General features: G+C 69.2%; 23 protein-coding genes. 11 read left to right on the top strand and 12 right to left on the bottom strand.

Going from position 1 to position 20,000, the window contains the following annotated elements:
• Positions 1-15: 15 nt before the first annotated feature.
• Entirely contained in the window at positions 16-783 is a 768-nt protein-coding gene (locus tag IEY31_RS09910; protein WP_229723467.1) for an AIM24 family protein, read from the bottom strand.
• A gap of 181 nt (positions 784-964) precedes the next feature.
• Here IEY31_RS09910 and IEY31_RS09905 point away from each other — a divergent pair, with 181 nt between their 5' ends.
• From IEY31_RS09905 to trmH, 3 genes are all read left to right on the top strand, one after another.
• Positions 965-1,732, top strand: coding sequence for an ABC transporter substrate-binding protein (locus IEY31_RS09905; RefSeq protein ID WP_188971468.1), 768 nt, complete (start codon positions 965-967; stop codon positions 1,730-1,732).
• 75 nt (positions 1,733-1,807) lie between these two features.
• Positions 1,808-2,860 carry an MBL fold metallo-hydrolase gene (locus IEY31_RS09900; RefSeq protein ID WP_188971466.1) on the top strand — a complete coding sequence of 351 codons (1,053 nt, stop codon included), beginning with the start codon at positions 1,808-1,810 and terminating at the stop codon, positions 2,858-2,860.
• A gap of 94 nt (positions 2,861-2,954) precedes the next feature.
• Positions 2,955-3,620, top strand: coding sequence for a tRNA (guanosine(18)-2'-O)-methyltransferase TrmH (trmH, locus tag IEY31_RS09895; RefSeq protein WP_188971463.1), 666 nt, complete (start codon positions 2,955-2,957; stop codon positions 3,618-3,620).
• Between the two features lie 24 nt (positions 3,621-3,644).
• Here the strand turns inward: trmH and IEY31_RS09890 are convergent, their stop codons facing one another.
• Complete coding sequence (locus IEY31_RS09890) at positions 3,645-4,064, bottom strand: cysteine hydrolase family protein (RefSeq protein ID WP_188971461.1); 420 nt, start codon at positions 4,062-4,064, stop codon at positions 3,645-3,647.
• Between the two features lie 198 nt (positions 4,065-4,262).
• Here IEY31_RS09890 and mscL point away from each other — a divergent pair, with 198 nt between their 5' ends.
• Together mscL and IEY31_RS09880 are read left to right on the top strand one after the other, a co-directional pair.
• Positions 4,263-4,646: a large conductance mechanosensitive channel protein MscL gene (gene mscL / locus IEY31_RS09885; protein ID WP_188971459.1), complete on the top strand. Its 384-nt coding sequence runs from the start codon at positions 4,263-4,265 to the stop codon at positions 4,644-4,646.
• Positions 4,647-4,755: 109 nt separating this feature from the next.
• Entirely contained in the window at positions 4,756-6,027 is a 1,272-nt protein-coding gene (locus IEY31_RS09880) for an aminotransferase class V-fold PLP-dependent enzyme (protein WP_188971457.1), read from the top strand.
• Positions 6,028-6,070: 43 nt separating this feature from the next.
• On the opposite strand, the gene IEY31_RS09875 is transcribed toward IEY31_RS09880, so the two are convergent.
• Positions 6,071-6,877, bottom strand: a complete 807-nt coding sequence (locus IEY31_RS09875; RefSeq protein WP_188971455.1) for a TM2 domain-containing protein — start codon at positions 6,875-6,877, stop codon at positions 6,071-6,073.
• A 71-nt stretch (positions 6,878-6,948) separates the two neighbouring features.
• Entirely contained in the window at positions 6,949-7,290 is a 342-nt protein-coding gene (locus IEY31_RS09870; RefSeq protein ID WP_188971453.1) for an FKBP-type peptidyl-prolyl cis-trans isomerase, read from the bottom strand.
• Positions 7,291-7,472: 182 nt separating this feature from the next.
• Here IEY31_RS09870 and lepB point away from each other — a divergent pair, with 182 nt between their 5' ends.
• Positions 7,473-8,066 carry a signal peptidase I gene (lepB, locus tag IEY31_RS09865; protein ID WP_229723466.1) on the top strand — a complete coding sequence of 198 codons (594 nt, stop codon included), beginning with the start codon at positions 7,473-7,475 and terminating at the stop codon, positions 8,064-8,066.
• A gap of 47 nt (positions 8,067-8,113) precedes the next feature.
• Positions 8,114-8,635 (top strand): hypothetical protein, encoded by a 522-nt coding sequence (locus IEY31_RS09860; protein WP_188971449.1) that lies wholly within the window; start codon positions 8,114-8,116, stop codon positions 8,633-8,635.
• Here IEY31_RS09860 and IEY31_RS09855 read toward each other — a convergent pair.
• The 3 genes from IEY31_RS09855 to IEY31_RS09845 all read right to left on the bottom strand — a co-directional run bounded on the left by IEY31_RS09855 (position 8,601) and on the right by IEY31_RS09845 (position 12,085).
• Entirely contained in the window at positions 8,601-10,265 is a 1,665-nt protein-coding gene (locus tag IEY31_RS09855; RefSeq protein WP_229723465.1) for an ABC-F family ATP-binding cassette domain-containing protein, read from the bottom strand. The two genes, IEY31_RS09860 and IEY31_RS09855, sit on opposite strands and share 35 nt — an antisense overlap.
• A gap of 219 nt (positions 10,266-10,484) precedes the next feature.
• A complete protein-coding gene (locus IEY31_RS09850) occupies positions 10,485-11,294 on the bottom strand; it encodes a metal ABC transporter permease (protein ID WP_188971444.1) in 810 nt (269 codons plus the stop codon).
• A 68-nt stretch (positions 11,295-11,362) separates the two neighbouring features.
• Positions 11,363-12,085 (bottom strand): metal ABC transporter ATP-binding protein, encoded by a 723-nt coding sequence (locus tag IEY31_RS09845; RefSeq protein WP_188971442.1) that lies wholly within the window; start codon positions 12,083-12,085, stop codon positions 11,363-11,365.
• An 83-nt stretch (positions 12,086-12,168) separates the two neighbouring features.
• Here IEY31_RS09845 and IEY31_RS09840 point away from each other — a divergent pair, with 83 nt between their 5' ends.
• Positions 12,169-12,978, top strand: coding sequence for a GNAT family N-acetyltransferase (locus tag IEY31_RS09840; protein ID WP_188971440.1), 810 nt, complete (start codon positions 12,169-12,171; stop codon positions 12,976-12,978).
• A gap of 10 nt (positions 12,979-12,988) precedes the next feature.
• On the opposite strand, the gene IEY31_RS09835 is transcribed toward IEY31_RS09840, so the two are convergent.
• The 5 genes from IEY31_RS09835 to IEY31_RS09815 all read right to left on the bottom strand — a co-directional run bounded on the left by IEY31_RS09835 (position 12,989) and on the right by IEY31_RS09815 (position 17,599).
• Entirely contained in the window at positions 12,989-13,894 is a 906-nt protein-coding gene (locus IEY31_RS09835; RefSeq protein ID WP_188971438.1) for a carbohydrate kinase family protein, read from the bottom strand.
• 48 nt (positions 13,895-13,942) lie between these two features.
• Positions 13,943-14,617, bottom strand: a complete 675-nt coding sequence (locus tag IEY31_RS09830; RefSeq protein WP_188971436.1) for an arginase — start codon at positions 14,615-14,617, stop codon at positions 13,943-13,945.
• Positions 14,618-14,685: 68 nt separating this feature from the next.
• Positions 14,686-15,642 (bottom strand): GNAT family N-acetyltransferase, encoded by a 957-nt coding sequence (locus tag IEY31_RS09825; RefSeq protein WP_188971434.1) that lies wholly within the window; start codon positions 15,640-15,642, stop codon positions 14,686-14,688.
• Positions 15,639-16,613: a GNAT family N-acetyltransferase gene (locus IEY31_RS09820; RefSeq protein ID WP_188971432.1), complete on the bottom strand. Its 975-nt coding sequence runs from the start codon at positions 16,611-16,613 to the stop codon at positions 15,639-15,641. Before IEY31_RS09820 ends, IEY31_RS09825 begins: the two co-directional genes overlap by 4 nt.
• Positions 16,610-17,599 carry a GNAT family N-acetyltransferase gene (locus IEY31_RS09815; RefSeq protein ID WP_188971430.1) on the bottom strand — a complete coding sequence of 330 codons (990 nt, stop codon included), beginning with the start codon at positions 17,597-17,599 and terminating at the stop codon, positions 16,610-16,612. Before IEY31_RS09815 ends, IEY31_RS09820 begins: the two co-directional genes overlap by 4 nt.
• A gap of 61 nt (positions 17,600-17,660) precedes the next feature.
• Here IEY31_RS09815 and IEY31_RS09810 point away from each other — a divergent pair, with 61 nt between their 5' ends.
• The 3 genes from IEY31_RS09810 (at position 17,661) to gcvH (ending at position 19,923) form a co-directional block, all read left to right on the top strand.
• The gene (locus tag IEY31_RS09810; protein ID WP_229723464.1) at positions 17,661-18,332 is read left to right on the top strand and encodes a PIG-L deacetylase family protein; all 672 of its coding nucleotides are present in this window, start codon (positions 17,661-17,663) and stop codon (positions 18,330-18,332) included.
• A gap of 62 nt (positions 18,333-18,394) precedes the next feature.
• Positions 18,395-19,480, top strand: a complete 1,086-nt coding sequence (gene gcvT, locus IEY31_RS09805; RefSeq protein WP_188971426.1) for a glycine cleavage system aminomethyltransferase GcvT — start codon at positions 18,395-18,397, stop codon at positions 19,478-19,480.
• Positions 19,481-19,557: 77 nt separating this feature from the next.
• Positions 19,558-19,923: a glycine cleavage system protein GcvH gene (gene gcvH, locus IEY31_RS09800; RefSeq protein ID WP_188971424.1), complete on the top strand. Its 366-nt coding sequence runs from the start codon at positions 19,558-19,560 to the stop codon at positions 19,921-19,923.
• The last annotated feature ends 77 nt before the right edge of the window (positions 19,924-20,000 follow it).

Genomic DNA, 20,000 nt, shown 5'->3' with positions numbered 1-20,000 from the left:
TTTCCTGCGGCACCCCTACAGCGTGGCGGCCGAGAGGTTGCGGTGGGTGGGCGTCAGGAACACGCTGCCCTGGCCGCTGATCATGAACACCAGCCCCTCACCGCTGCGCATGGCGTTGCGCAGCCCGCGCACCAGCGGGCGCAGTTCCACGTTCAGCGAGGCGCTGTACATCAGCATCAGGTCGCCGTCCACGATCAGGCTGTCGCTCCCGCTCAGCTCGATCACCTCCACCTCCGAGACCGGCACCGGGGACTCCACCACGAAGATGCCCTTGCCCGACAGCTTGGGCTGGCGCAGCCCGTTGCCCGACAATGCCCCGGCGATGGAAGTGTGGGTGTGGGTCCCCAGCTGCATGGTGTCCTGGGCCATGTAGAACGCCTTGTCGTCCAGAATCATGTCGTCGCCCTTGGCCCCGCTGGACTCCGCGATGATGAAGTGCTTGCGCGTCGGCTCGGTCCAGACCTTGCCCTGGCCGGTGAAGCGGGTGGCGAACGCACTCTCGCCAGTACCCGCCGTGGCGATGGCCCGGCTGAGAAAGCCGCCCTTGGCCTGCTGCTCCACCTTGGCCTGGATGTTGCCGTGGCTGTACTGAAAAGCACCCGGCTCGATCAGCACGCCGGAGCCGTGCAGCTGCGCTTCCACCGTGAAGCGCCCGTCCATCACGCGCGTCTCGGCCAGCTCACCGTCCGAGGACGCCGAATACCGGGTCACGTGGGTCAGCGCGTGAATCCGAAACGTCAGGCCGTCGCCTTTCTGCTCCTGCACCAGTTGCATGTGGCTCATGACAGAAGTGTAATACGCGCCTCTATTTCGGAATGTGTGGGCCGATTCTCGGGAGGGAAGCGGGGCCACGCGTGGGCGGCGCGGCAGTCATTGGGCCTATGCTGAACAGACCACCCCAGCCTGCCCCAGCCTTGTATGCTGCCCCCCCAAAAACCCTGCTCCACTAACCGGAGGTTCTGCCATGATCCGAGTTGTCCCCCTGCTGAGTGCTGCCCTGCTGCTGTCCGCCACCGCGCTGGCCGCCCCGCGCACCCTGGACCAGATCACGGCGTCGGGAACGCTGCGGCTGGGTACCGAGGCTGCCTTTCCGCCCTTCAACTTCTACGAGGGCAAGGCGCTGATGGGCTTTGAGGTGGACCTGGGCAACGCGCTGGGGCAGGCGCTGGGCCTGAAGGTGGAGTGGGTGGTGCAGCCCTTCGACAACCTGCTGATCTCGCTCAACCAGGGGCGTTTCGACGCCGTGGTGGCCTCCCACGCAATCACGCCCGCGCGGCAGAAGGCGGTGGACTTTCTGCCGCCGCACTACTGCTCCGCAGTCAATATTGTGGCCAGGGCGGGCGGCCCCCTGACCCGGCAGGCGCTGGCTGGCAAGACGGTGGGAACGCAGGTGGGCACCGCACAGATTCCGGTGCTGAAGGCCATTCCCGGCATCCGGGACGTGCGGACCTACCCCAATGACCAGGCCGTCCTGGCGGCGCTGCAGTCGGGCCGGGTGGACGCCTGGACCAGCAACGGCCCGGTTGTTGCCTACATGCTCAAGACGACGGGCCAGACCGGCAAGTTCCTGATCGGCCAGGCCATCAGCAACGAGCGCAACGCCGGGGCCGTCGCCAGGGGCAATGCGGCCCTGCACGGGGCCATGAGCGGCGCACTCGTGAACCTGCTGGAAGACGGCACCTACGCCAGACTGTCGGACAAGTGGTTCGGGCAGGACATCCGCTGCAAGTAGACCGGGACACAAGAACAGCCCCCGGCGACACCTGAAATGACACTCTGGCCGGGGCGACTGCTCTAGGGTGCGGGCATGAGTGCCTCCACCCCCGTCTCTTCCCCGGCCTCCGCAGCGGCGCGGCCCACCCGCCACGTCACGTCCGGCGGCACGCGGGTCTACACGCTGAGCGTGCCGGCCTTTCCGCACTTCGCCGCGAACGTGTTCGTGGTGGTGCGGGGCGAGCCTGCCGCGCCCACCTACACTGCGCTGGTGGACGCCGGGGGGAGCCACGAGGCCAGCACCGCCGCGCTGGAGGCAGGGCTGGAGGCCATTCGCCGCGACTACAGTGAGACGGTGGCCTGGGAGACCCTGGACCGCGTGGTGGTCACGCACCCGCACCCGGACCATGTGGCGGGGCTGCCGTTCGTTCGCAGCCGGACCGCCGCGCCCGTCGCCGCGCATGAGGGAGCCGTTCAGACCCTCGAACACCCGCAGGGCGACCCGGTCACGCGGCAGGCCGACATGGAGGGGCACATCCGCTGGCTGGGGCTGACCGGCGGCGGAACGGAAGCCGAGTACGCCGAACGTCTGCGCCGCCGCGCCCGCAACACCATGCTGCCGGAAGCGGTGAGGGTGCAGACCGTCTTGAGAGACGGCGACGTGCTGGACGACGTGTTCACAGTGATTCACACCCCCGGCCACGACGGCTCGCAGGTGTGCCTGCGCGTGGACGATCTGCTGCTCAGCGCCGATCACCTGCTGCCGCGCAACTCGCCGCCGCTGATGCCAGAGCGTGCTCAGCGCGGGGCCGGGCTGCGACACTACCTCGCCTCACTGGACCGCATCGAGGCGCTGGACGGCGTGGGCGTGGCCCTGGGCGGGCACGACGGCCCCATGCACGACTGGCAGGGCCGCATCCAGAGCCTGCGGGACCGCTACGACGACAAGCTGCGTGCCGTGCTGGACGCTGCTGCCGCGCCGGTCACTGTCCATGACCTGACCCACGCGCTGCACCCACGCCTGCGCCCCATGCAGGCCATCCTGCTGCTGGACCAGACGGCGGCGCTGGCCGAATACCTGACGGCACGGGGGGATCTGGTGGAGACCCGGCGGGAAGACGGGGCGGCGTTATTTACGCGGGCATGAGTCCACCACCTTTCCAGCCGGACAGCTGGAGTGGTCCATCTGGGCAGCGCGTACCGCGCCGTATCCCGGCTGAGCTGCGTTACCCTGCGGTGTTATGACCCCCGAGCGCTACGCCAAGATTCTGCGGGTGCTGAGCAAACGCCAGCCCACCCTGACCGTCCTGATGGATCAGGTCAACAAACCCCACAACCTCTCGGCCATTGTCCGCACCTGCGACGCGGTGGGGGTGCTCACCGCCCACGCCGTGCCGCCGGGCAACGGCAAGCCGCTGGACTTTGAGGGCAACACCTTCGAGGCCACCTCCGGCAGCGCGCACAAGTGGGTGCGGGTCCAGACGCACGCGGACACGCTGGAGACCGTGCGTGAATTGCAGGGGCAGGGCGTGCAGGTGCTGGCCACGCACCTCTCGCAGCGCAGCGTGGACTACCGCGAGGCCGACTACACCCGGCCCACCTGCGTGCTGCTGGGCGCCGAGAAGTGGGGCGTGGCCGACGCGGCGGCGGACGCGGCGGACGGCAACATCATCATCCCCATGTTCGGCATGGTGCAGAGCCTGAACGTCTCGGTGGCGGCGGCCACCATCCTGTTCGAGGCGCAGCGACAACGGCTGGCGGCGGGCATGTACGAGGCGCCCCAGCTTGCGCCAGAGGAGCTGGCGCGGCTGGCCTTCGAGTGGGGCTATCCGGAGCTGGCCCCCGCGTACCGCGAGCGCGGCGAGCCGTACCCGGCGCTGGACGAGCACGGGCAGATGCTGGGCTGAATATTTCGTGACCTGTGGGACGGCTCAGGCCAGGGCAGGAAGGTCCAGCACGCGCACGGTAAAGCCGGCGGCCTGGGCTGACCCGGCGGTGGCCGCCGCTTCCGGGGCGTCCGGCCGGGCCAGCAGCACCAGATCGCGGACGGCGCGGGCGTGCAGTTCAGCAGCCAGATCGGTATGGGCAAAGGCGTCCGGCAGCATGGCGCGGATCAGCAGGTCACCCGCCTCAGCCCGGAAATCGGGGTGCAGCGTCCAGCCCTTGCCGAAGGTCTCGCCCGGCGTGTCGGCCGCGCCGTCCCACTGAAGCAGCACGATCAACTGCCCGCCCGCGCGGGCCTCATCCACCGCCCGCGCCCACCCGCGTGCCAGTTCCCGCTCGTGCGGGTGGCCTTCCAGACGCCAGCGCTGCACGCTGAGGAACAGCAGGGCCGTGGGGGTCAGGGACATGGACACGATCATAGTGGACTGACGCTCACCGCTTCCCCACACGACCTGGGTTGCCATGGCCCACAGGCATGCTTGTTCTCTTCGTCCCTCGCTCCCCCACAGTGGATTGGACGCTCATGCCAGGACGCGTGGGGTGGATGCGCCGTGCCGGGGGTCATCGCAGTTGCCACCCAACATCAAATGAAGCACACTTCACATATGGTGCGTGGATTTCAGAAGTTCCTGTTGCGCGGCAACCTCGTAGACCTTGCTGTCGGCGTGCTGATTGGGGCGGCCTTCGGCAAACTGGTGGATTCCTTCACCAGCGGCCTGATCCTTCCGATTATTGGCATTTTCGGCGGGGTGCCGGACTTCACGGCGCTGACCTTCACGGTCAACGGCAGCATCTTCAAGTACGGCGCGTTCCTGACCTCGCTGCTCAGCTTCATTCTGACGGCGGCCATCATCTACTTCTTCGTCATCATTCCCTTCAACCACCTGATCGAGCGCTTCAAGCGCGAGGATAAGGCAGCGGTGGCCCAGCCCAGCAACGAGGAAAAACTGCTGGCCGAGATCCGCGACGCCATCAGGGGCAAGGTCTGAAGCCGCTGAGGCTGACCGCCTGAACGTCAGCACCCCGAACGTCAGCACCGGGCCTGGTGTGATGGACATGCCCCGTGCGTTCCGGCCCGCACGCGCGTAGCGTGGACGCATGAGCGACCCCTCCCCTGCCGACCTGCCCGACACCGACTGGGGCTACGAAACTGCTGCCGTGCAGTCCAGCATTCCGCGGGGGCTGGGGCAGACCATCGGCTTTCCCATCCACGCCGCCGCCGCCTTTCAGTTCGACACGCTGGAGCAGGCGCAGAATGAGTTCGAGAACAACACCGGCCTCAGCTACGCCCGGTTGCAAAATCCCACCGTTCGCGCCCTGGAAAGCCGGATCACCGCGCTGGAGGGCGGGGACAGCACGGTGGCCCTTGCCAGCGGCCAGGCCGCCACCCTCACCGCCATCCTGAGTGCGTGCCGCGCCGGGGACCATGTGGTCTCGGCGTCCAGCCTGTTCGGCGGCACCACCGGCATGCTCAGCAACATCCTGCCGCTGATGGGCATTTCCGCCACGCTGGTGGACAACACGCCCAGCGCCATTCGTGCCGCCATGCAGGACAACACCCGGCTGGTCTGGGCCGAGATGATCAGCAATCCGGCCGGGGACATCGCCGACATCGGGGCGTTCGCTGAAATCGCACATGAACTCGGTGCTCTGCTGGCCATCGACAACACCTGCGGGGGCGTGGGCTACCTGTGCCGTCCGCTGCAGCACGGGGCCGACATCGTGGCGCAGTCGCTGACCAAGTGGGCGGGCGGCCACGGCAGCGTCATGGGCGGCAGCGTCACGGTTGGCACGCGGCACACCCTGACCCGCAACCCCAGCTACACCGACGGCGGCGAGAACAGCGTCCTGAACGTGCGCGGGGACGCGGCGCTGGCGTGGCGGCAGCGCTGGCTGGGGGCCAGTCAGCTGGGCATGAACCTGGCCCCCCACAGCGCGTTTTTAATCGCGCAGGGGCTGGAAACGCTGGCGCTGCGGCTGTCACGCGAATGCGAGAGCGCGCTGGAACTGGCCCGCTGGCTACGGGAGCAGCCCAGCGTGGGCAGCGTCAGCTATCCGGGCCTGGAAGACCACCCCTTTCATGCCCAGGCGGGGCGCTACCTGCACGGCGGGCACGGCGCAGTGCTGGCCTTTGAGGTGCCGGACCCCGCCGCCTTCCTGTCGCGGCTGCGCGTGCTGCGCATTGCCCCCAACCTGGGCGACGTCCGGACCCTGGTTGTGCACCCCTGGACCACCACCCACGGGCGCGTTCCCGAAGCCGCCCGCCGCGCCGCCGGGGTCACCCCCCAGACCATCCGCATGAGCGTGGGCGTGGAGGCCGTCGCCGACCTGAAGGCGGATATCGCGGGGGCACTGGAGGAGCGGGGCTGAGGGTCCGGCCCGGGTCCCCGCCCGCTTCTTTGCAGCCTGTTGTTTACAGCCAGGGCTTCCTGGTCACCAGATAGTCCCGCTGGAAATCCGTGTCGGATTTGGTCAGGTACAGGATGCCCTCGATCAGGCCCAGCAGCCCCAGCGCGCTGCTGACCAGACCGGCCAGCGGAATGGTGATGATCAGCCCCAGGCCCAGCGTTAACAGGCCGACCAGCAGGGCCAGAATCCACACGCCGACGTTGACGCCCAGGATCAGCAGGCCCTGGGTGTTCAGGCCCAGGTAGAATTTATGAACGCCCAGGCTACCCAGAAAAATCCCCAGCAGCCCGGCAATCAGGCGTTTCTGGGCAACGTCACTCGTCGGCGCCGACCCCTCCACATCCGGTCTGACGGGCCGCTCGTCCGCCTGGGTGGCCGGCGAGAACAGGGGCCGCTGCGGCTCCCCCCAGGCGTCCAGGTCCGGCGCGGTGGGGCGCGGCTGAGGGCTGGCCTGCGGGACGCTGCCATGCAGCGTGCTGGGGATCTGGGCGCTGGGGGTCTGGACGCTGGGCGGGGGCGGGCTGCCCGTGACGCGGGAAATCCAGTCCTCTGGACCGGGCACCGGGGCCGGAGTGGGCCGCGCGGGTTCGGGAATCCGCAGGTCACCCCCCGAAGCCGGGGTCTTGCTGAGGTTGGGCTTGCCTAGCGCAGGACCATCTGGGTCAGGACCGTCTGGGGGCGTTGGCGTGGCCGGTTTGCCCAGCACGTCGTCTACCCACGAGGGGGCATTGCCCTGGGGCCGGCGTGCCGGCTGCGCCTCACCCTCGGCCGGTGGGTCGGCCGGAGGCCGCTGATCGTCTGGATGGGTCATGATTCACATTACGCCCCAGACTGGGCCAGGGTTGCGTCCCTCAAAAGACGCAGGCGGCGAGGGTCAGTGGCTCAGCGCACGTCCAGCAGTTCCACGTCGAAGATCAGTGTCGCGCCGCCGGGAATCACGCCGGGCACGCCCGCCTCGCCGTAGCCGAGGGCCGCGGGGATGGTCAGCCTGGCCCGGTCGCCCACCCGCAACTGCGCGATGCCCTGATCCCAGCCGGGAATCACGTAGCCCACGCCCAGCGGGAACTCGATGGGTTCGCCGCGGTCACGGCTGGAATCGAACTGCTGGCCGTTTTCCAGCGTGCCGGTGTAGTGCACCCGGACCATCTTGCCGGTCTGGGCGGGGACGCCGTCGCCCTCTTCGTATTTCTCAATCTTGAGCTGGGGTTGCGCGGGAGCACTCATATCACGCAGGGTAAGGCCCCAGCCGAAAGTTCCACCCAAACTCTGAAGCGAATATGAAGATCTGACGCGGTATGGGAGTGCCCTGGTCTCATTGCGTGCTCCGGCCCAGGGGTCATAGCCTGCCCCTCTGTGGGCGGCAGGTCAGGATGCCGCGTGGCCCCACTCTGCTAGCCTGGGCAGCCGTGAATCCGGCCTCCCCCGCATCAACTTCCGGCTCCTGGCGCCAGGCCTGGCGCACGTGGATTCTGGGGGCGCTGCTGCCGGTGTATCTGCTGACCACCTTCGTGGGCACGCTGGCGCGGGTGGACGGCGACTCGATGCAGGAGACCCTGAACAGCGGCGACGTGCTGCTGCTGCTGAAGTACCCGCGCTGGCTGCGGGCCTGGGGCCTGCCCACGCCGTACCCGCGCCGGGGCGACCTGCTGGTGTTCAGGGCGCCGGCAGACAGCCCCTACAGCTTCGAGACCCTCTGGGGGGTGCGCCACCGGCCCTACAACATCAAACGTGCCCTGGCGCTGGCCGGCGACACGGTGGTGGTGCAGGACGGGCGCGTGGTGGTCAACGGCGCCCCGCTGGCCGAGAGCTACGCCAGCGAGGGCTTCGTGCAGGACCAGCCCCCACTGCGGGTGCCGCCGGGCAAGGTCTGGGTCATCGGCGACAACCGCCGCCTGGGGTCCAGCCTAGACAGCCGCATCTACGGCCCGGTGGACCTGCGTGACGTGGCCGGTGTGGGCAACCTGCGGCTGTGGCCCCGGCCGGGGCTGATCCGGCGCTGACGCCGGGACGCGCCCAGTCCTCACGGGGGGTTGCTACCGTCGGTGCTATGAAAGCCTCCCACGTGATGACCGCCGCTGCACTGGCCCTGGCCGCCTCCAGCCTGGGCGCAGCGGGCGCACAGACGCTGGTGCCGTTCAGCGACGCCAAACTGCCGTTCAGGGTCAGCCTGCCGCAGGGCTGGCTGGGCGCGGATTTTGCCGACGGCACCTCCGGCGTCAGCCTGGTGTCGGCCAAGGCCCCGCCCGCCACGCTGATCCGCTTGCTGTTCATGCCCAAAAACGGGGCGGCGGTGGACCTGAACACCGAATTTTCCAAGTTCGAGGCGGGCCTCAAGTCCAGCGGCGTGACCCTCAAGCAGCTGTCCAGCCGGGCCGCCCGCTACGGCGGCGTGGGCGGCAGCGAGCGCGAGTACAGCGTGACCCACCCGCAGGGCCAGTTGCGGATTCGCGTGTGGTACGGCAACGGCGCGAAGAACCTGTACTCGTTTCAGCTGACCGACTCGCCTGCCCGCTACGCGGCGGCCAACGCGCTGTTTACCAAGGTGCTGGCGACGGTGCGCTTCCAGTAGGAACGCCGGCGGGTGGAGCGTCCACCTGAAGTTCACGTACCCCGCCGCCCTCCACCGTCCACACCCGCGTCGCCACCCGCCGGGTCAGCGCGCGGTCATGGCTGGCCAGCAGCACCGTGCCGGGAAAGTTCAGCAGCAGCCCTTCCAGCGCCTCAATGGCGCGCACGTCCAGGTGGTTCGTCGGTTCGTCCAGCATCAGCACCCCCGCCCGCGTGACGCTCAGGCGGGCCAGACTCAGGCGGGTGCGCTGGCCGCCCGACAGCCCGGCCAGCGGAAACGCGGGGCCGCCCGGCAGCTGCAGCCTCGCCGCCACCTCGTGCAACTGGTGCGGGGTGAGGGTGGGATTGGCGTCCAGCAGCGCGTTCCCCACCGTGTCCAGCCCCGACACTTCCTCGCCGTGCTGGCCCGCCGCATAGACGGTCAGCCCCGGCCCCCAGCGCACCTCGCCCGTGGACGGCAGCGTGCCCAGGAGGGCGCCCAGCAGCGTGCTCTTGCCGCCGCCGTTCGGCCCGGTCAGGGCGATGCGGTCGCCGCGCCGCACGTCTAGATTCACCCCCGCCAGAATGGTAGCCTCAGCGCGACAGACGCTTAACTCGCGCACCGTCAGCACTTTCGAGGGGCCGGGTGGGGCGGGCGGCAACTCCAGGCGCACCGTGCGGCGGTCCTGAAAGGGTTTGGCCGTGGCGTAAGAATCCAGATGCTCGATCTGCCGCTGCATCGCCTTTGCCCTGGCCGAGAAGATCTGCTGGCCCCGCTCCGCTTTGAAGGTGGAGCGAAACTTGTCGTTGTCGGGGGCGCGGTTGCGGTTCTCCTCCACCCCGCCCTTGCTGGCCTGCCGCCGCCGCTCCTCCTCCAGCGCTGCCCGTTTGCGCCGGAAAGCGGCGTGGTCGCGCTCCTGCGCCGCCCGCAACGTCGCCTTGACCGTCATTGCCGCTGTGTACGCGCCGGGGTACACGCTCAGCGTGCCGCGCTCCAGTTCCGCCGTGCGTCCCGCCACCGCGTCCAGCAAGGCGCGGTCATGGCTGGCCAGCACGAAGGCCGCGTCCGAGGCCCGAATCCAGCCTTCCAGCCACGCCGCGCCGTCCGCGTCCAGGTGGTTGGTGGGTTCGTCCAGCAGGTACACGTCGGCGGGCGACAGCAGCAGCCGCGCCAGCATTACGCGGCGGGTCTGGCCGCCGGACAACCGGGCGCTGTCCTGCCCCGCGTCCAGGCCCAGACCATCCAGCACGCCCGCCGCCCGCGCCGCAAAGTCGTAGCCGCCAGCCCGCCGATAGGTTTCCTCGGCCTCCGCGAAGGCGTGCAGCGCCGCGTCATCCGCCTGTTCCAGCGCAGCAGAGGCCGCCTCGAAAGCCCGCCGCGCCCGCCATAATGCTGGGGGCGTCACGGCGTCCAGCAGCGTACCCGCCTCCGACTCCGTGTGCTGCGCCAGCAGGGCCACCCGGCCCACCCGCGTCACCGTGCCCGCATCCGGCGCGTCCAGCCCCGCCAGTACGCGCAGCAGCGTACTCTTACCGCTGCCGTTTTCCCCGATCAGCGCGAGGCGTTCGCCCGCTCCGATCTCTACATTCACACCTTCAAACACCGTCTCGTCGCCATAGATCCGGGCGACTTCTGCACAGCGCAACAACACATTCCACCCCCTGCGGGCGAAGGCCCTCCCAGACAGACTGGGAAGACAATTCAATCCATGATTACAGGGGGTTGAGACGCAACTGGAAACATCCTTTGAGTGGACGGAGGGCGAACGCCGGGCAACCCGGAAGCGTTGGGGAGAGTGTATCGCGGGTGGGTCAGGGGAGGCCAGAAACCTTAGCGGAGGCCCCGCGTTCCCCCTTTTGCCTACTCTTGCCTACTCCCGCCGCCGGAACAGCAGCACCAGCAAGAAGACCGCCGTGTTCACCAGCACGATGGTGGCGCCCGTCGCCGTGTCCAGGTAATAGCTGAGGTACAACCCCACCACGCCGCCCACGGTGCCCAGCGCGGCGGCCAGCGCGATCATGCGCGGCAGGCTGCGCGACAGCAGGCGGGCGGCGGCGCTGGAGGTGATCAGCAGGCTGACGCTCAGGGTGGTGCCCACCAGCTGCACGGTCAGCACCACCACCAGTCCGATCAGGATCAGCAACAGGCTTTCCAGGCGGCGCACCGGCAGGCCCACCGCCCGCGCCTCGGTGGGATCGAAGGAGGCCAGCAGCAGTTCCTTTTGCACCGCACCCAACACGGCGCCCACCACCAGCGTCACTGCCGCCGCGCCCCACAGGTCCGCCGTGGTCACGCCCAGCGGGTTGCCGATTAAGAAGTGGCTCAGGTCCGAGGTAAAGGTGGGCACCCGCGAGAGCATCACGATGCCCAGCGCGAACATGCCCACGAACACGATGCCGATGGCGCTGTCCTGCTTGAGGCCGCTGCGCTGGCCCACCACGCCGATGCCCAGCGCGGTCAGCACAGCGGCCACCAGCGCCCCCAGCAGCAGGCTGCCGCCCGACAGAAAGGCCCCCACGATGCCCGGCAGCACCGCGTGACTCATGGCGTCCCCAATGTAGCTCAGGCCGCGCAGCACCACCCACGCGCCCACCAGGGCACACAGCACGCTGACCAGCACGACGGCCAGCAGCGCCCGCACGAAGAAATCAAATTGCAGGGGATCGGTCAGGAAGTCCACAGCGTCAGCGCCTCACGCGCGGGCAGAGCGCCAGCAGGCGGGCAGGTTCGGCGCACGCCGCCGCCCGCTCACGCCCCGGCATGCGTGTGTCCCAGAAACGACGTGCTGAAGGTGGCCTCGATGTTCTGCGGCGTGTAGACCTGCTCGGGCGTGCCGTCGGCCACCACGCGCCGGTTGATCAGGATCAGGTGATCGCACCAGCGCCGGGCCTGCTCCAGATCGTGCGTGACCATCACCACGGCGCGGCCTCTATCAGCCTGGGCGCGCAACAGGGCCATCAGCTGTTCCTGCGTCGTGGCGTCCACACCGGTCAGCGGTTCGTCCAGCAGTAACAGGTGGCCGTCGCGCGCCAGCATGCGGGCCAGCAGCACACGCTGGCGCTGGCCCCCGCTCAGGGCACCGATGTGGCGGTGACGCAGCTCGTACACGCCGGTTTCCCTCAGCGCCGCCGCCACCCGCTCGCGGTCCGCCCGGCCCGGCCAGCGCAGCCAGCCCAGGCGCCCGGTGCGGCCCATCATCGCCACGTCCCAGACCGTGACCGGAAAACCCCAGTCCAGCGTCTGCTGCTGCGGCACGTAGGAGATACAGTTCTGCGCGGTGTGCCCCGCATCGAAGCGCACGGCGTCGTTGTGGTCCGGCAGCAGGCCCACCAGCGTCCGCAGCAGCGTGGACTTGCCCGCGCCGTTGGGGCCGATGATGGCCGAGAAGGTGCCGGCCTCGAAGCGCACACTGGCGTCTTCCAGCGCAACCTGAGAGCCGTACTTCACGGTGAGATGTTCCACGCCCAGCACCGGGGCAGTGTACGCCCACCGGGGCGTTCTTGCGAGAGGATTCTCAAGAAGACCGGCGGACGCGCCCGCCGTTAAGCTGAGCCATGCCCAGTCCCGCGCCCAAAGTCGACCGGAATCTTCTGCTGGCCGCCTACGACGCCCAGTTGCGCGAGGGGGCCGAGATGACCGGCACCGACAATGTGGACCGGGCCGGGCCGCTGTGGCGCGGCAGATCCGGAAGCCGGGGCTTCGTGTCGTACCGTTCGCTGGACGGCCTGACCGGGTCGGTGCTGGATCACCTGATCGCGCAGACCGTCGCCCACTACGCTGCCGACCCGCAGATCACCTCCTTCGAGTGGAAGACGCGGGGCCACGACGCGCCCGCCGACCTGCCGCAGCGCCTGATCGCGCACGGCTTGCAGGCGGACACCCCCGAGACGGTCATGGTGGGCGAGGCGCGGTGCCTGACCCAACCGGTTCCGCTTCCACAGGGGGTGACCATTCGCCGCATTGACCACCAGCCCGATCCGCGCCCGGACGTGGGGCGGGCGGTCCGCGCCCAGGAACTGGCCTTCGGGCGGCCTTTCAGCGTGGACGCCCTGATGCGGCGCATCGAGGGAGGCCAGGGCCGCGTGGAACTGTGGGTCGCTGAGACCCCACAGGAGGTGGTCTGCGTGGGCCGGCTGGACGTAGTGCCAGACAGCGAATTTGCTGGACTGTGGGGCGGCGGCACGGTGCCAGGGTGGCGGGGCCGGGGCGTGTACCGCGCCCTGACTGCGGCCCGCGCCCGCTCCGCCCTGGAGCGCGGCGTGCGCCTTCTGCACAGCGACTCCAGCGAATACTCCCGCCCGATTCTGGAGCGCAGCGGCCTGCTGGCCGTGACGACAACCACGCCGTACCTCTGGAACCGTTAGGGCCGCCTGCTCAGCCCTTTTCCAGCGCCGCCAGATCGGCCCGCGTGGGCGCGTAGGCCCCGGCGTGGGCGCAGGCGGCGGCGGCGGCCTTCAGGCCCAGCGCCAGATGATCGGTCCACAGCGCCTGCGGGCGTTCGGTGGCCGACACCAGCAGTCCGGCGCACAGCGCGTCGCCCGCGCCCACGGTGTCGGCCACCTGCACCGGAAAGGCCGGCAGATCGGCCCGGCCCGCCGCGTGGTACAGGCTGGCCCCCACCGCGCCGCGCGTGATCACAATCGGCGCCCGCGGGTTCCAGCCGCGCAGTGTCTGCATCGCCCCGGCCTCCGGGGTGCTGGGGAAGAAAAAGGCCAGATCCTCGTCGCTGAACTTCAACAGGTCCGCCTGACGCGCCACCCGCTCCATGACCGCTGGGTACTCCGGGTGACGGTGGGTGAGGCGGGCGTTGGGATCGAAGCTGACTTTCACGCCTGCCGCGCGGGCTTCCCGCACCAGAGAAAGCAGCGTGTCGGCCAGCGGCCAGCGGCTCAGGCTGATGCCGCCCACGTGCAGCCACCTCGCGGCCCCCAGCCAGCCGTCCGGCAGCTGGGTCGGGTCAAAGTGCAGGTCCGCGCTGTTCTCGCCCAGAAAGCGGTACGCGGGCGGGGAGGCGCTGTACACCACCGCCATCAGCGTGGGGGCGTCCACCCGTTGCAGAAAGCGCAGGTCCAGTCCGGCCCCGGCAGAGGCCTCCAGCAGGTCATCCCCGAAGTTATCCCGGCCCACCGCCCCGGCAAAGGCGCTGGGCACACCCAGGGCGGCGCAGGCCCGCGCCACGTTCCAGCCGGCCCCGCCCGGATGGGCCGTCCAGGCGGCTCCCCCGGCGGTCACGAGGTCGGTCAGGGCTTCTCCGGCACTTACGATCAGGGGCAGGGACATAGATGATTGGAATCGTATCGCGGCCCTGCCGTCCGGACCTTAAGAGGTCTAAGGGGCGGAGGGCCGCCGCAGCGGCTGGGTCAGGGGGACGCAGTGCAGGTGCTGGGCCAGCTCAAAAAATGCCGCGTCGTGGGCGGGACTGGTCCAGGCCGGGGACTGCACCAGCAGCAGCGCCGTCACCTGTGCGGGGAGGGGCAGCGGCAGGTCACGGCCCAGCGTGGCGCGGGCCAGGACCTCCGGCGGCAGCAAAGGAGCAACTTCGGCGCGGGTGCGCTCCAGATCAAAGCCCTCGGCCACCGGGAGGGCCGCGTGCCACCCCGGATACCCGCAGGTGTAGCGGCGGATCAGCCCTGCCCGCAGGCCCAGGCCCGCCCAGTTGCCGGGGCGCACCCGCAGGGCGTCCCCGCTGCGGCTGGCAAGGTCATGGTGCGAATCGATGTTCAGCACGTCCTGGCCGGGAAACTGCCTCAGCCAGCCCCAGGCGTCCGCGTGGCTGAGGGCCACAAAGGCAGGCACCCCGGCGTACTGCCGCAACGCCTCCCAGCCGGGATACAGGGGGAAATCGTCGTCCAGCGCGGTCCAGTCTTGCCCGCCCCGCTTCTGCGCCCGCGCCTGCCACGCCGCCAGCCGGTCCCGTTCCAGATCGCGCGTGCCCCAGATCGGCGCGTCGAAGACCAGTTCACGGGTGCCGGAATACGCGTCCCAGTCGATGCTCAGCAGCATGGCCGGGACTGAGGGAAAGACGAGACGAAGAACACACCCCATTGTCCCTCACCGCCCCGCCCTCCGGATCAGAACACCCGCAGAAAGCTGACCGTTGCCGGGTCACGCACGAAGCCCAGACGGTCGTTGACGCGCAGCATGGGCACGTTGTCACTGGCGTTGTCGGTGCGGATGGTGGGCGCACTCAGCCCACGCGCCACGCCAATGGCCGCGACTTTCAGGGCCGTCGCCACGCCACGGCCCCGCCACCCCCGCGTCACGCCGGTCAGCCCGGTGCCCAGCTCCGGACTGGCCCCGCTGCGAAACAGAACCGTCTGGCCGATCCACTCCCCTCCAGCCTCGGCCACCAGATAGGCTTCCGGCAGCAGGCCGGGATCGCCCAGGACGGCGTCCGTGAACACCTGCAGGGACAGCGGCGTGGCCGGATCGTCGCGCGGCACGTCCCCGCGCACATCAGACATCAGGGCGTGCAGGCGGGTGTCCAGGTCCGGCGTGCCTGCGGCCCGCAGCTGCGCCAGGCTGCGGATGCGGGCGCCCTGCGCGGCCAGCCTGCCGGGCAGGTCACGGTACGGCGAGTCGTCGAAGGCCGTCACGTCCAGGGCACTTGTGAAGTACCGCTTGCCTGCCGTGAACCCGCGCCGGGCCAGAAAACCGGGCGCGACAGGGTGGTCCCCGCGGGCCAGGATACGGGCCTGCCGCGCGTCGTGGCCGCGCAGGGCAGCTTCCAGGGCCGCCCACAACGCGCCGCCCACGCCCTGTCCCCCGTGCGCCGGGTCCACCGCCAGCTCCAGCACGTAGCGCTGCGGGTGGTACGCGCCGGGATTCTGCCCGTAGGCGGCCATGCCCCGCACCTCACCGTCCATCACGGCCACCAGCACGCCAGCCGTGTAGCCCCACGACGCCTGCTCCTGCCCGCGCCTGTGCAGTTCTGCGGCGCTCCAGGGGTCATGCGGCTGGGCCAGCGACAGGATGCGGGCTGCCCCCTCCCACTCGCCGTCCTCAATCGGGCGGACAGGGACGCTCACACGCCCCCCCAGCGCATCTCGATAAATGCCGGGCGCGGGCAGAAGCCCAGACGTTCGTTCAGCGCCAGCATGGGAAGGTTGGTGTCCGCGTTGCCGGTCCAGACCTCACGAATCCCCATGTCCCCCGCCAGCCGCAGCGCCGCCAGCTTGAGGGCCAGCGCCAGCCCGCGCCGCCGCCACGCCCTGCGGGTACCGGTCAGGCCGGTGTCCAGCCGCGCCGGATCGCTGTCGTTGGGCCGCAGCTCGGACAGGGCCACCACCTCGCCCGCGTCCGTGACGGCCAGCAGGATGCCTTCGGGGAAGAATTGCGGGCCTTTCAGGCGGGCGCGGAACACCTCCAGCGTCAGCGGCGTGGCAACACCCGACCGCGGCACGTCCTCGCGAACCTCGGCAAAGGCGGCGTGGAAGGCGGTGACGGCGGCGTCCACGCCCACCTGTGCCATCAGTTCGGCCAGCGAGACGGCGCGCAGACCATCCGGCAGTTGTGACTCCTCGGCCCAGGCGGAAGCGTCGAATTCAGCCATGTCCAGCACGTTGTCGAAGTACCGCATGGTCTCGGAAAAGCCGCGCCGGGTCAGAAAGTTCAGCGCCCACGGCTCGTCCTCGTACGCGCCGGACAGCACCTCACGCGCTCCGCGTGCTTGCAGGTGGGCCTCCAGCGTGGCGGCCAGCCGTCCCCCCACGCCGCGCCGCGCGTGCGGTGGGGGAACAAGCACCTCGGCCCAGTAGCGGTCCGGGTGGTGCATCCCGGCCAGATGCAGGGTCAGCGCCGTGCCCACCGGCTGCCCGTCCTGCTCGGCCAGCCACTGCGTGAAGTGCAGGCCCAGCGGATGCCCGCGCAGTTCGGCGATCTCCTGCGCCCAGGTCTGCGGCGTGACCGGGTGGCGCGGATTGGCCCCGCTCATCAGTCGCGCCAGGGCCGGCAGATCCGCGTCGGTGGCGGGGCGGAGGGTCAGAGTGGCTGCCGTCATGGGGTGTCCTCCAGTTTCAACTCATAGCGGTAGCGGGTAGAGGTCCGTTTAAACCCCAGTTGTTCATTCATTCCGATCATGGCGACGTTGGGCGGATCGTTGAAGGTGCGAATCTCGCCGCCGCCCGCTGCATCAAGGCCGCGCATGGCCGCCACTTTCAGCGCTTTTGCGATGCCCTTGCCCCGATCCCCCCGCTTCACCCCGGTCATGCCTATGTAGTAAAAGCCGGATGGATTGCGCCCCAGCGTGCTGTAGCCGACATACGGGCCAGTCAGCGGGTCATGCCGGCCAGGACGGACGGCCACGAAGGAGAGACCGGCAGCCAGCGTGGGGTCTTCCAGTTCCTGCTTAACCCAGGCGTCCAGCGGGCGTTTGGTCAGGGTCATGCCCATCGGCACGTCCTGAAACAGTTCCCAGTCCAGCTCGTGCAGCCAGCGGTTGCGCTGTGGCTCGTCTTGCAGGTCGTTCAACGAGCGCAATTCGATCCCGTCCTGGGCCACCGAGGCCATCAGGTCATCAAAGCGGGCAAGGTCCACGTCCGCCGTGTTCAGCCGCGACTCGTAGCGTTCCCAGGCCGCCACGTAACCGCGTTTCTCCAGAAAGGCCCGGCCCGGTGCGTCGGTGGCCTCGTCGCTGGACATGGTGCGAACTTCACGCGCCCCACGCTCACGCACCCGGCGCAGCAGTTCGTCATGGAGCGCCGTGCCTATGCCCTGTCCCCGGTAGTCCGGGTGGACCCCCATCTGACCGAAGTAGCGCCAGTCCTCAAAGGCAAAATCGTCGTGACCGATGCCGCCTGCCGCGACAACGCGCCCGTCCTGCTCGGCCAGCACCTCGGTGTAGAACAGCGCCAGATCGCGCGACTCGTCCCAGGTCTGCAAGAGTTCGGGCGTCAGCGGCCAGGACGGGTTGCTGGCGTTCAGCACGTCTGCGACGGCGGCGTAGTCCTGTGGTTTGCGGAACTCCCGCAGCGAGAAAGTGGTCATGGTGTATTGTTCACCCGCCCGATTGCGCCGCGCATCCGCCAGCACGCTTATGCTGACGGGCATGTCCGAGGCCCAGAACATGAAATTGCTGCTGATCGTTCCCCACCCCGACGACGAAGTCTACGGCGCGTCCGGCACGCTGATGCAGCTGCTCGCGGGAGGCCACCGCTGCGGGCTGGTCACCCTGACGCGCGGCGAGGCGGGCCGCACCCTGGGGCTGGCCGAGGGGCCGGAGGAACTGGCCCGCATGCGCGAGGTGGAACTGGCCGCCTGCCTGGAAGTGATTGGCCTGACCACCACCCCCGGCAGCGTCCACGAACAGCACGCCTTTCCCGACAAGTACCTGAAAGACCAGCCGCTGGAGGCGCTGATCGACGTGGCCCACGAGGCCATGACCCGCCACCGCCCCGAAACCGTGCTGACCTTTCCGCCCAACGGCAGCAACGGCCACCCCGATCACGTCACCACCCACCGCGCCGTCAAGGCCGCCTGGGACCGCCTGCCGGAAGGAAACCGCCCCGCGCTGTGGTACTACGCCAGCGCCACGCCCCCCGAGAACGAGGCGTTGCGCGCCGAGTGGCTGCCGCCGAACGTACAGCGCGACGTGACCGGGCACATCACCCGCAAATTGCAGGCCATCGCCTGCCACCGCACCCAGGCGCTGAGCACCGTGGACTTTATTCGCAAGTTCCCCGAGCGCGTCACGCTGGAAACGTTCCACGCACTGGAGTAAGAGCCCCGGTTGACGTCCGGCACGCCCGGACACCCGCCCCCCTGCTCGGCTACCATTTCAGGGTGACCCAGACCCCAGAACACCCGACAGAACCGACGCTGAGGCGCACGCCGCTGCACGCCGCCCACCTGCGGGCCGGGGCCAGGATGGTGCCGTTCGGCGGCTGGGACATGCCGGTGCAGTACGCGGGGTTGAAAGCCGAGCACGACGCGGTGCGCTCCGGCGCGGGCATGTTTGACGTCTCGCACATGGGCGAGTTCCGCGTGGCCGGCCCCGGCGCCCTGGCCTTCTTGCAGGGCGTGACCACCAACGACGTGAGCAAATTACGCCCCGGACGCGCCCAGTACAACTGGCTGCCGGGCGAGGCAGGCGGCCTGATCGACGACATCTACATCTACATGGTGGCCCCCGAGGAATACCTGCTGGTGGTCAACGCCGGAAACATCGACAAGGACTGGGCCCACCTGCAGCGGCACGCGGCGGGCCATGACCTGGCGCTGACCGACGAGTCGGACCAGTGGGCGCTGCTGGCCGTGCAGGGGCCGAAAACGGCCGAACTGCTGCAACCCCACAGCGACACCGATCTGGCGGCCAAAAAGAAAAATGCCTACTTCGCCGCCCAGCTCTTCGGTTTGGACGTGATGCTGGCCCGTACCGGCTACACGGGCGAGGACGGCTTCGAGGTGTTTATCGGCGCGTCGGAGGCCGAGACGCTGTGGGACAAACTTCTGGCCCTCGGTATCACGCCCGCCGGGCTGGGCGCCCGCGACACGCTGCGGCTGGAGGCGGGCTTTCCGCTGTACGGCCACGAGTTCTCCGACACCATCCACCCGCTGAGCAGCAGCTACGGCTGGGTGGTCAAGGACAAGGAACACCTGGGCCGCGCCCACATCACCGCCGCGCCGCCGCAGAAATTGATCGGCCTGAAGTTGGAACGCGTGCCGGTGCGCGAGGGCTACCCGGTGTACGCCGGCGGCGTGCAGGTGGGGGCCGTAACCAGCGGCAGCAGCAGCCCCACGCTGGGCCACCCGATTGCGATGGCACTGGTGGACGCCGCCCACGCTGAGAGCGAGACCTTTGAAGTCGAGGTGCGCGGCAAGCGGCACCCGGCCACGCGCATGGCCCTGCCCTTTTACCGGGGCGCGTAAGCACAGTAAGCACCTGTCAGAAACCGCACGTTCCCCCGCCTACAATCCCTTCCCCCCAGAACACAGGAGAATCAATCATGAACACCCCCACTGAACTGAAGTACGCTACCTCGCACGAATGGCTCTCCGAAGACGGCACCGTCGGCATTTCCGACTTCGCGCAGGACCAGCTGGGCGACGTGGTGTACGTGGAACTGCCTGAAGTGGGCCGCGAGGTCACGGCGGGCGACACCATTGCCGTGGTGGAATCGGTCAAGACCGCCAGCGACATCTACGCCCCCGCCAGCGGCACCGTGACCGCCGTCAACGACGAGCTGAGCGGCAACCCCGAACTGGTCAACTCATCGCCCTACGAGAACGGCTGGCTGTTCAAGCTGGACGTGACCGAGGCCAGCGCGGACCTGATGGACGCGGCGGCCTACACCGAAACAGCGGAAGGCTAAGCACAACCTGAGGCCAAGCACCGTCGATTGGTCAACGCTGATGGTTGATGAACAGGGGCCAGGATGACTTGTGCCCC

Origin of the sequence: Deinococcus aerolatus (assembly GCF_014647055.1) — a bacterium.
GTDB classification, from domain to species: Bacteria; Deinococcota; Deinococci; order Deinococcales; family Deinococcaceae; genus Deinococcus; species Deinococcus aerolatus.
This window is presented reverse-complemented; position numbering and strand designations above follow the sequence as displayed.

Bases quoted from the DNA above. Each gene is read 5' to 3' on its own strand.
- IEY31_RS09910 (WP_229723467.1), bottom strand. From the start codon at position 783: ATGAGCCACATGCAACTGGTGCAGGAGCAGAAAGGCGACGGCCTGACG.
- IEY31_RS09900 (WP_188971466.1), top strand. From the start codon at position 1,808: ATGAGTGCCTCCACCCCCGTCTCTTCCCCGGCCTCCGCAGCGGCGCGG.
- gcvH (WP_188971424.1), top strand. From the start codon at position 19,558: ATGAACACCCCCACTGAACTGAAGTACGCTACCTCGCACGAATGGCTC.
- IEY31_RS09880 (WP_188971457.1), top strand. From the start codon at position 4,756: ATGAGCGACCCCTCCCCTGCCGACCTGCCCGACACCGACTGGGGCTAC.
- trmH (WP_188971463.1), top strand. From the start codon at position 2,955: ATGACCCCCGAGCGCTACGCCAAGATTCTGCGGGTGCTGAGCAAACGC.
- IEY31_RS09840 (WP_188971440.1), top strand. From the start codon at position 12,169: ATGCCCAGTCCCGCGCCCAAAGTCGACCGGAATCTTCTGCTGGCCGCC.
- IEY31_RS09875 (WP_188971455.1), bottom strand. From the start codon at position 6,877: ATGACCCATCCAGACGATCAGCGGCCTCCGGCCGACCCACCGGCCGAG.
- IEY31_RS09870 (WP_188971453.1), bottom strand. From the start codon at position 7,290: ATGAGTGCTCCCGCGCAACCCCAGCTCAAGATTGAGAAATACGAAGAG.
- IEY31_RS09860 (WP_188971449.1), top strand. From the start codon at position 8,114: ATGAAAGCCTCCCACGTGATGACCGCCGCTGCACTGGCCCTGGCCGCC.
- IEY31_RS09890 (WP_188971461.1), bottom strand. From the start codon at position 4,064: ATGTCCCTGACCCCCACGGCCCTGCTGTTCCTCAGCGTGCAGCGCTGG.
- mscL (WP_188971459.1), top strand. From the start codon at position 4,263: ATGGTGCGTGGATTTCAGAAGTTCCTGTTGCGCGGCAACCTCGTAGAC.
- IEY31_RS09905 (WP_188971468.1), top strand. From the start codon at position 965: ATGATCCGAGTTGTCCCCCTGCTGAGTGCTGCCCTGCTGCTGTCCGCC.
- IEY31_RS09830 (WP_188971436.1), bottom strand. From the start codon at position 14,617: ATGCTGCTGAGCATCGACTGGGACGCGTATTCCGGCACCCGTGAACTG.
- IEY31_RS09835 (WP_188971438.1), bottom strand. From the start codon at position 13,894: ATGTCCCTGCCCCTGATCGTAAGTGCCGGAGAAGCCCTGACCGACCTC.
- IEY31_RS09810 (WP_229723464.1), top strand. From the start codon at position 17,661: ATGTCCGAGGCCCAGAACATGAAATTGCTGCTGATCGTTCCCCACCCC.
- IEY31_RS09820 (WP_188971432.1), bottom strand. From the start codon at position 16,613: ATGACGGCAGCCACTCTGACCCTCCGCCCCGCCACCGACGCGGATCTG.
- IEY31_RS09815 (WP_188971430.1), bottom strand. From the start codon at position 17,599: ATGACCACTTTCTCGCTGCGGGAGTTCCGCAAACCACAGGACTACGCC.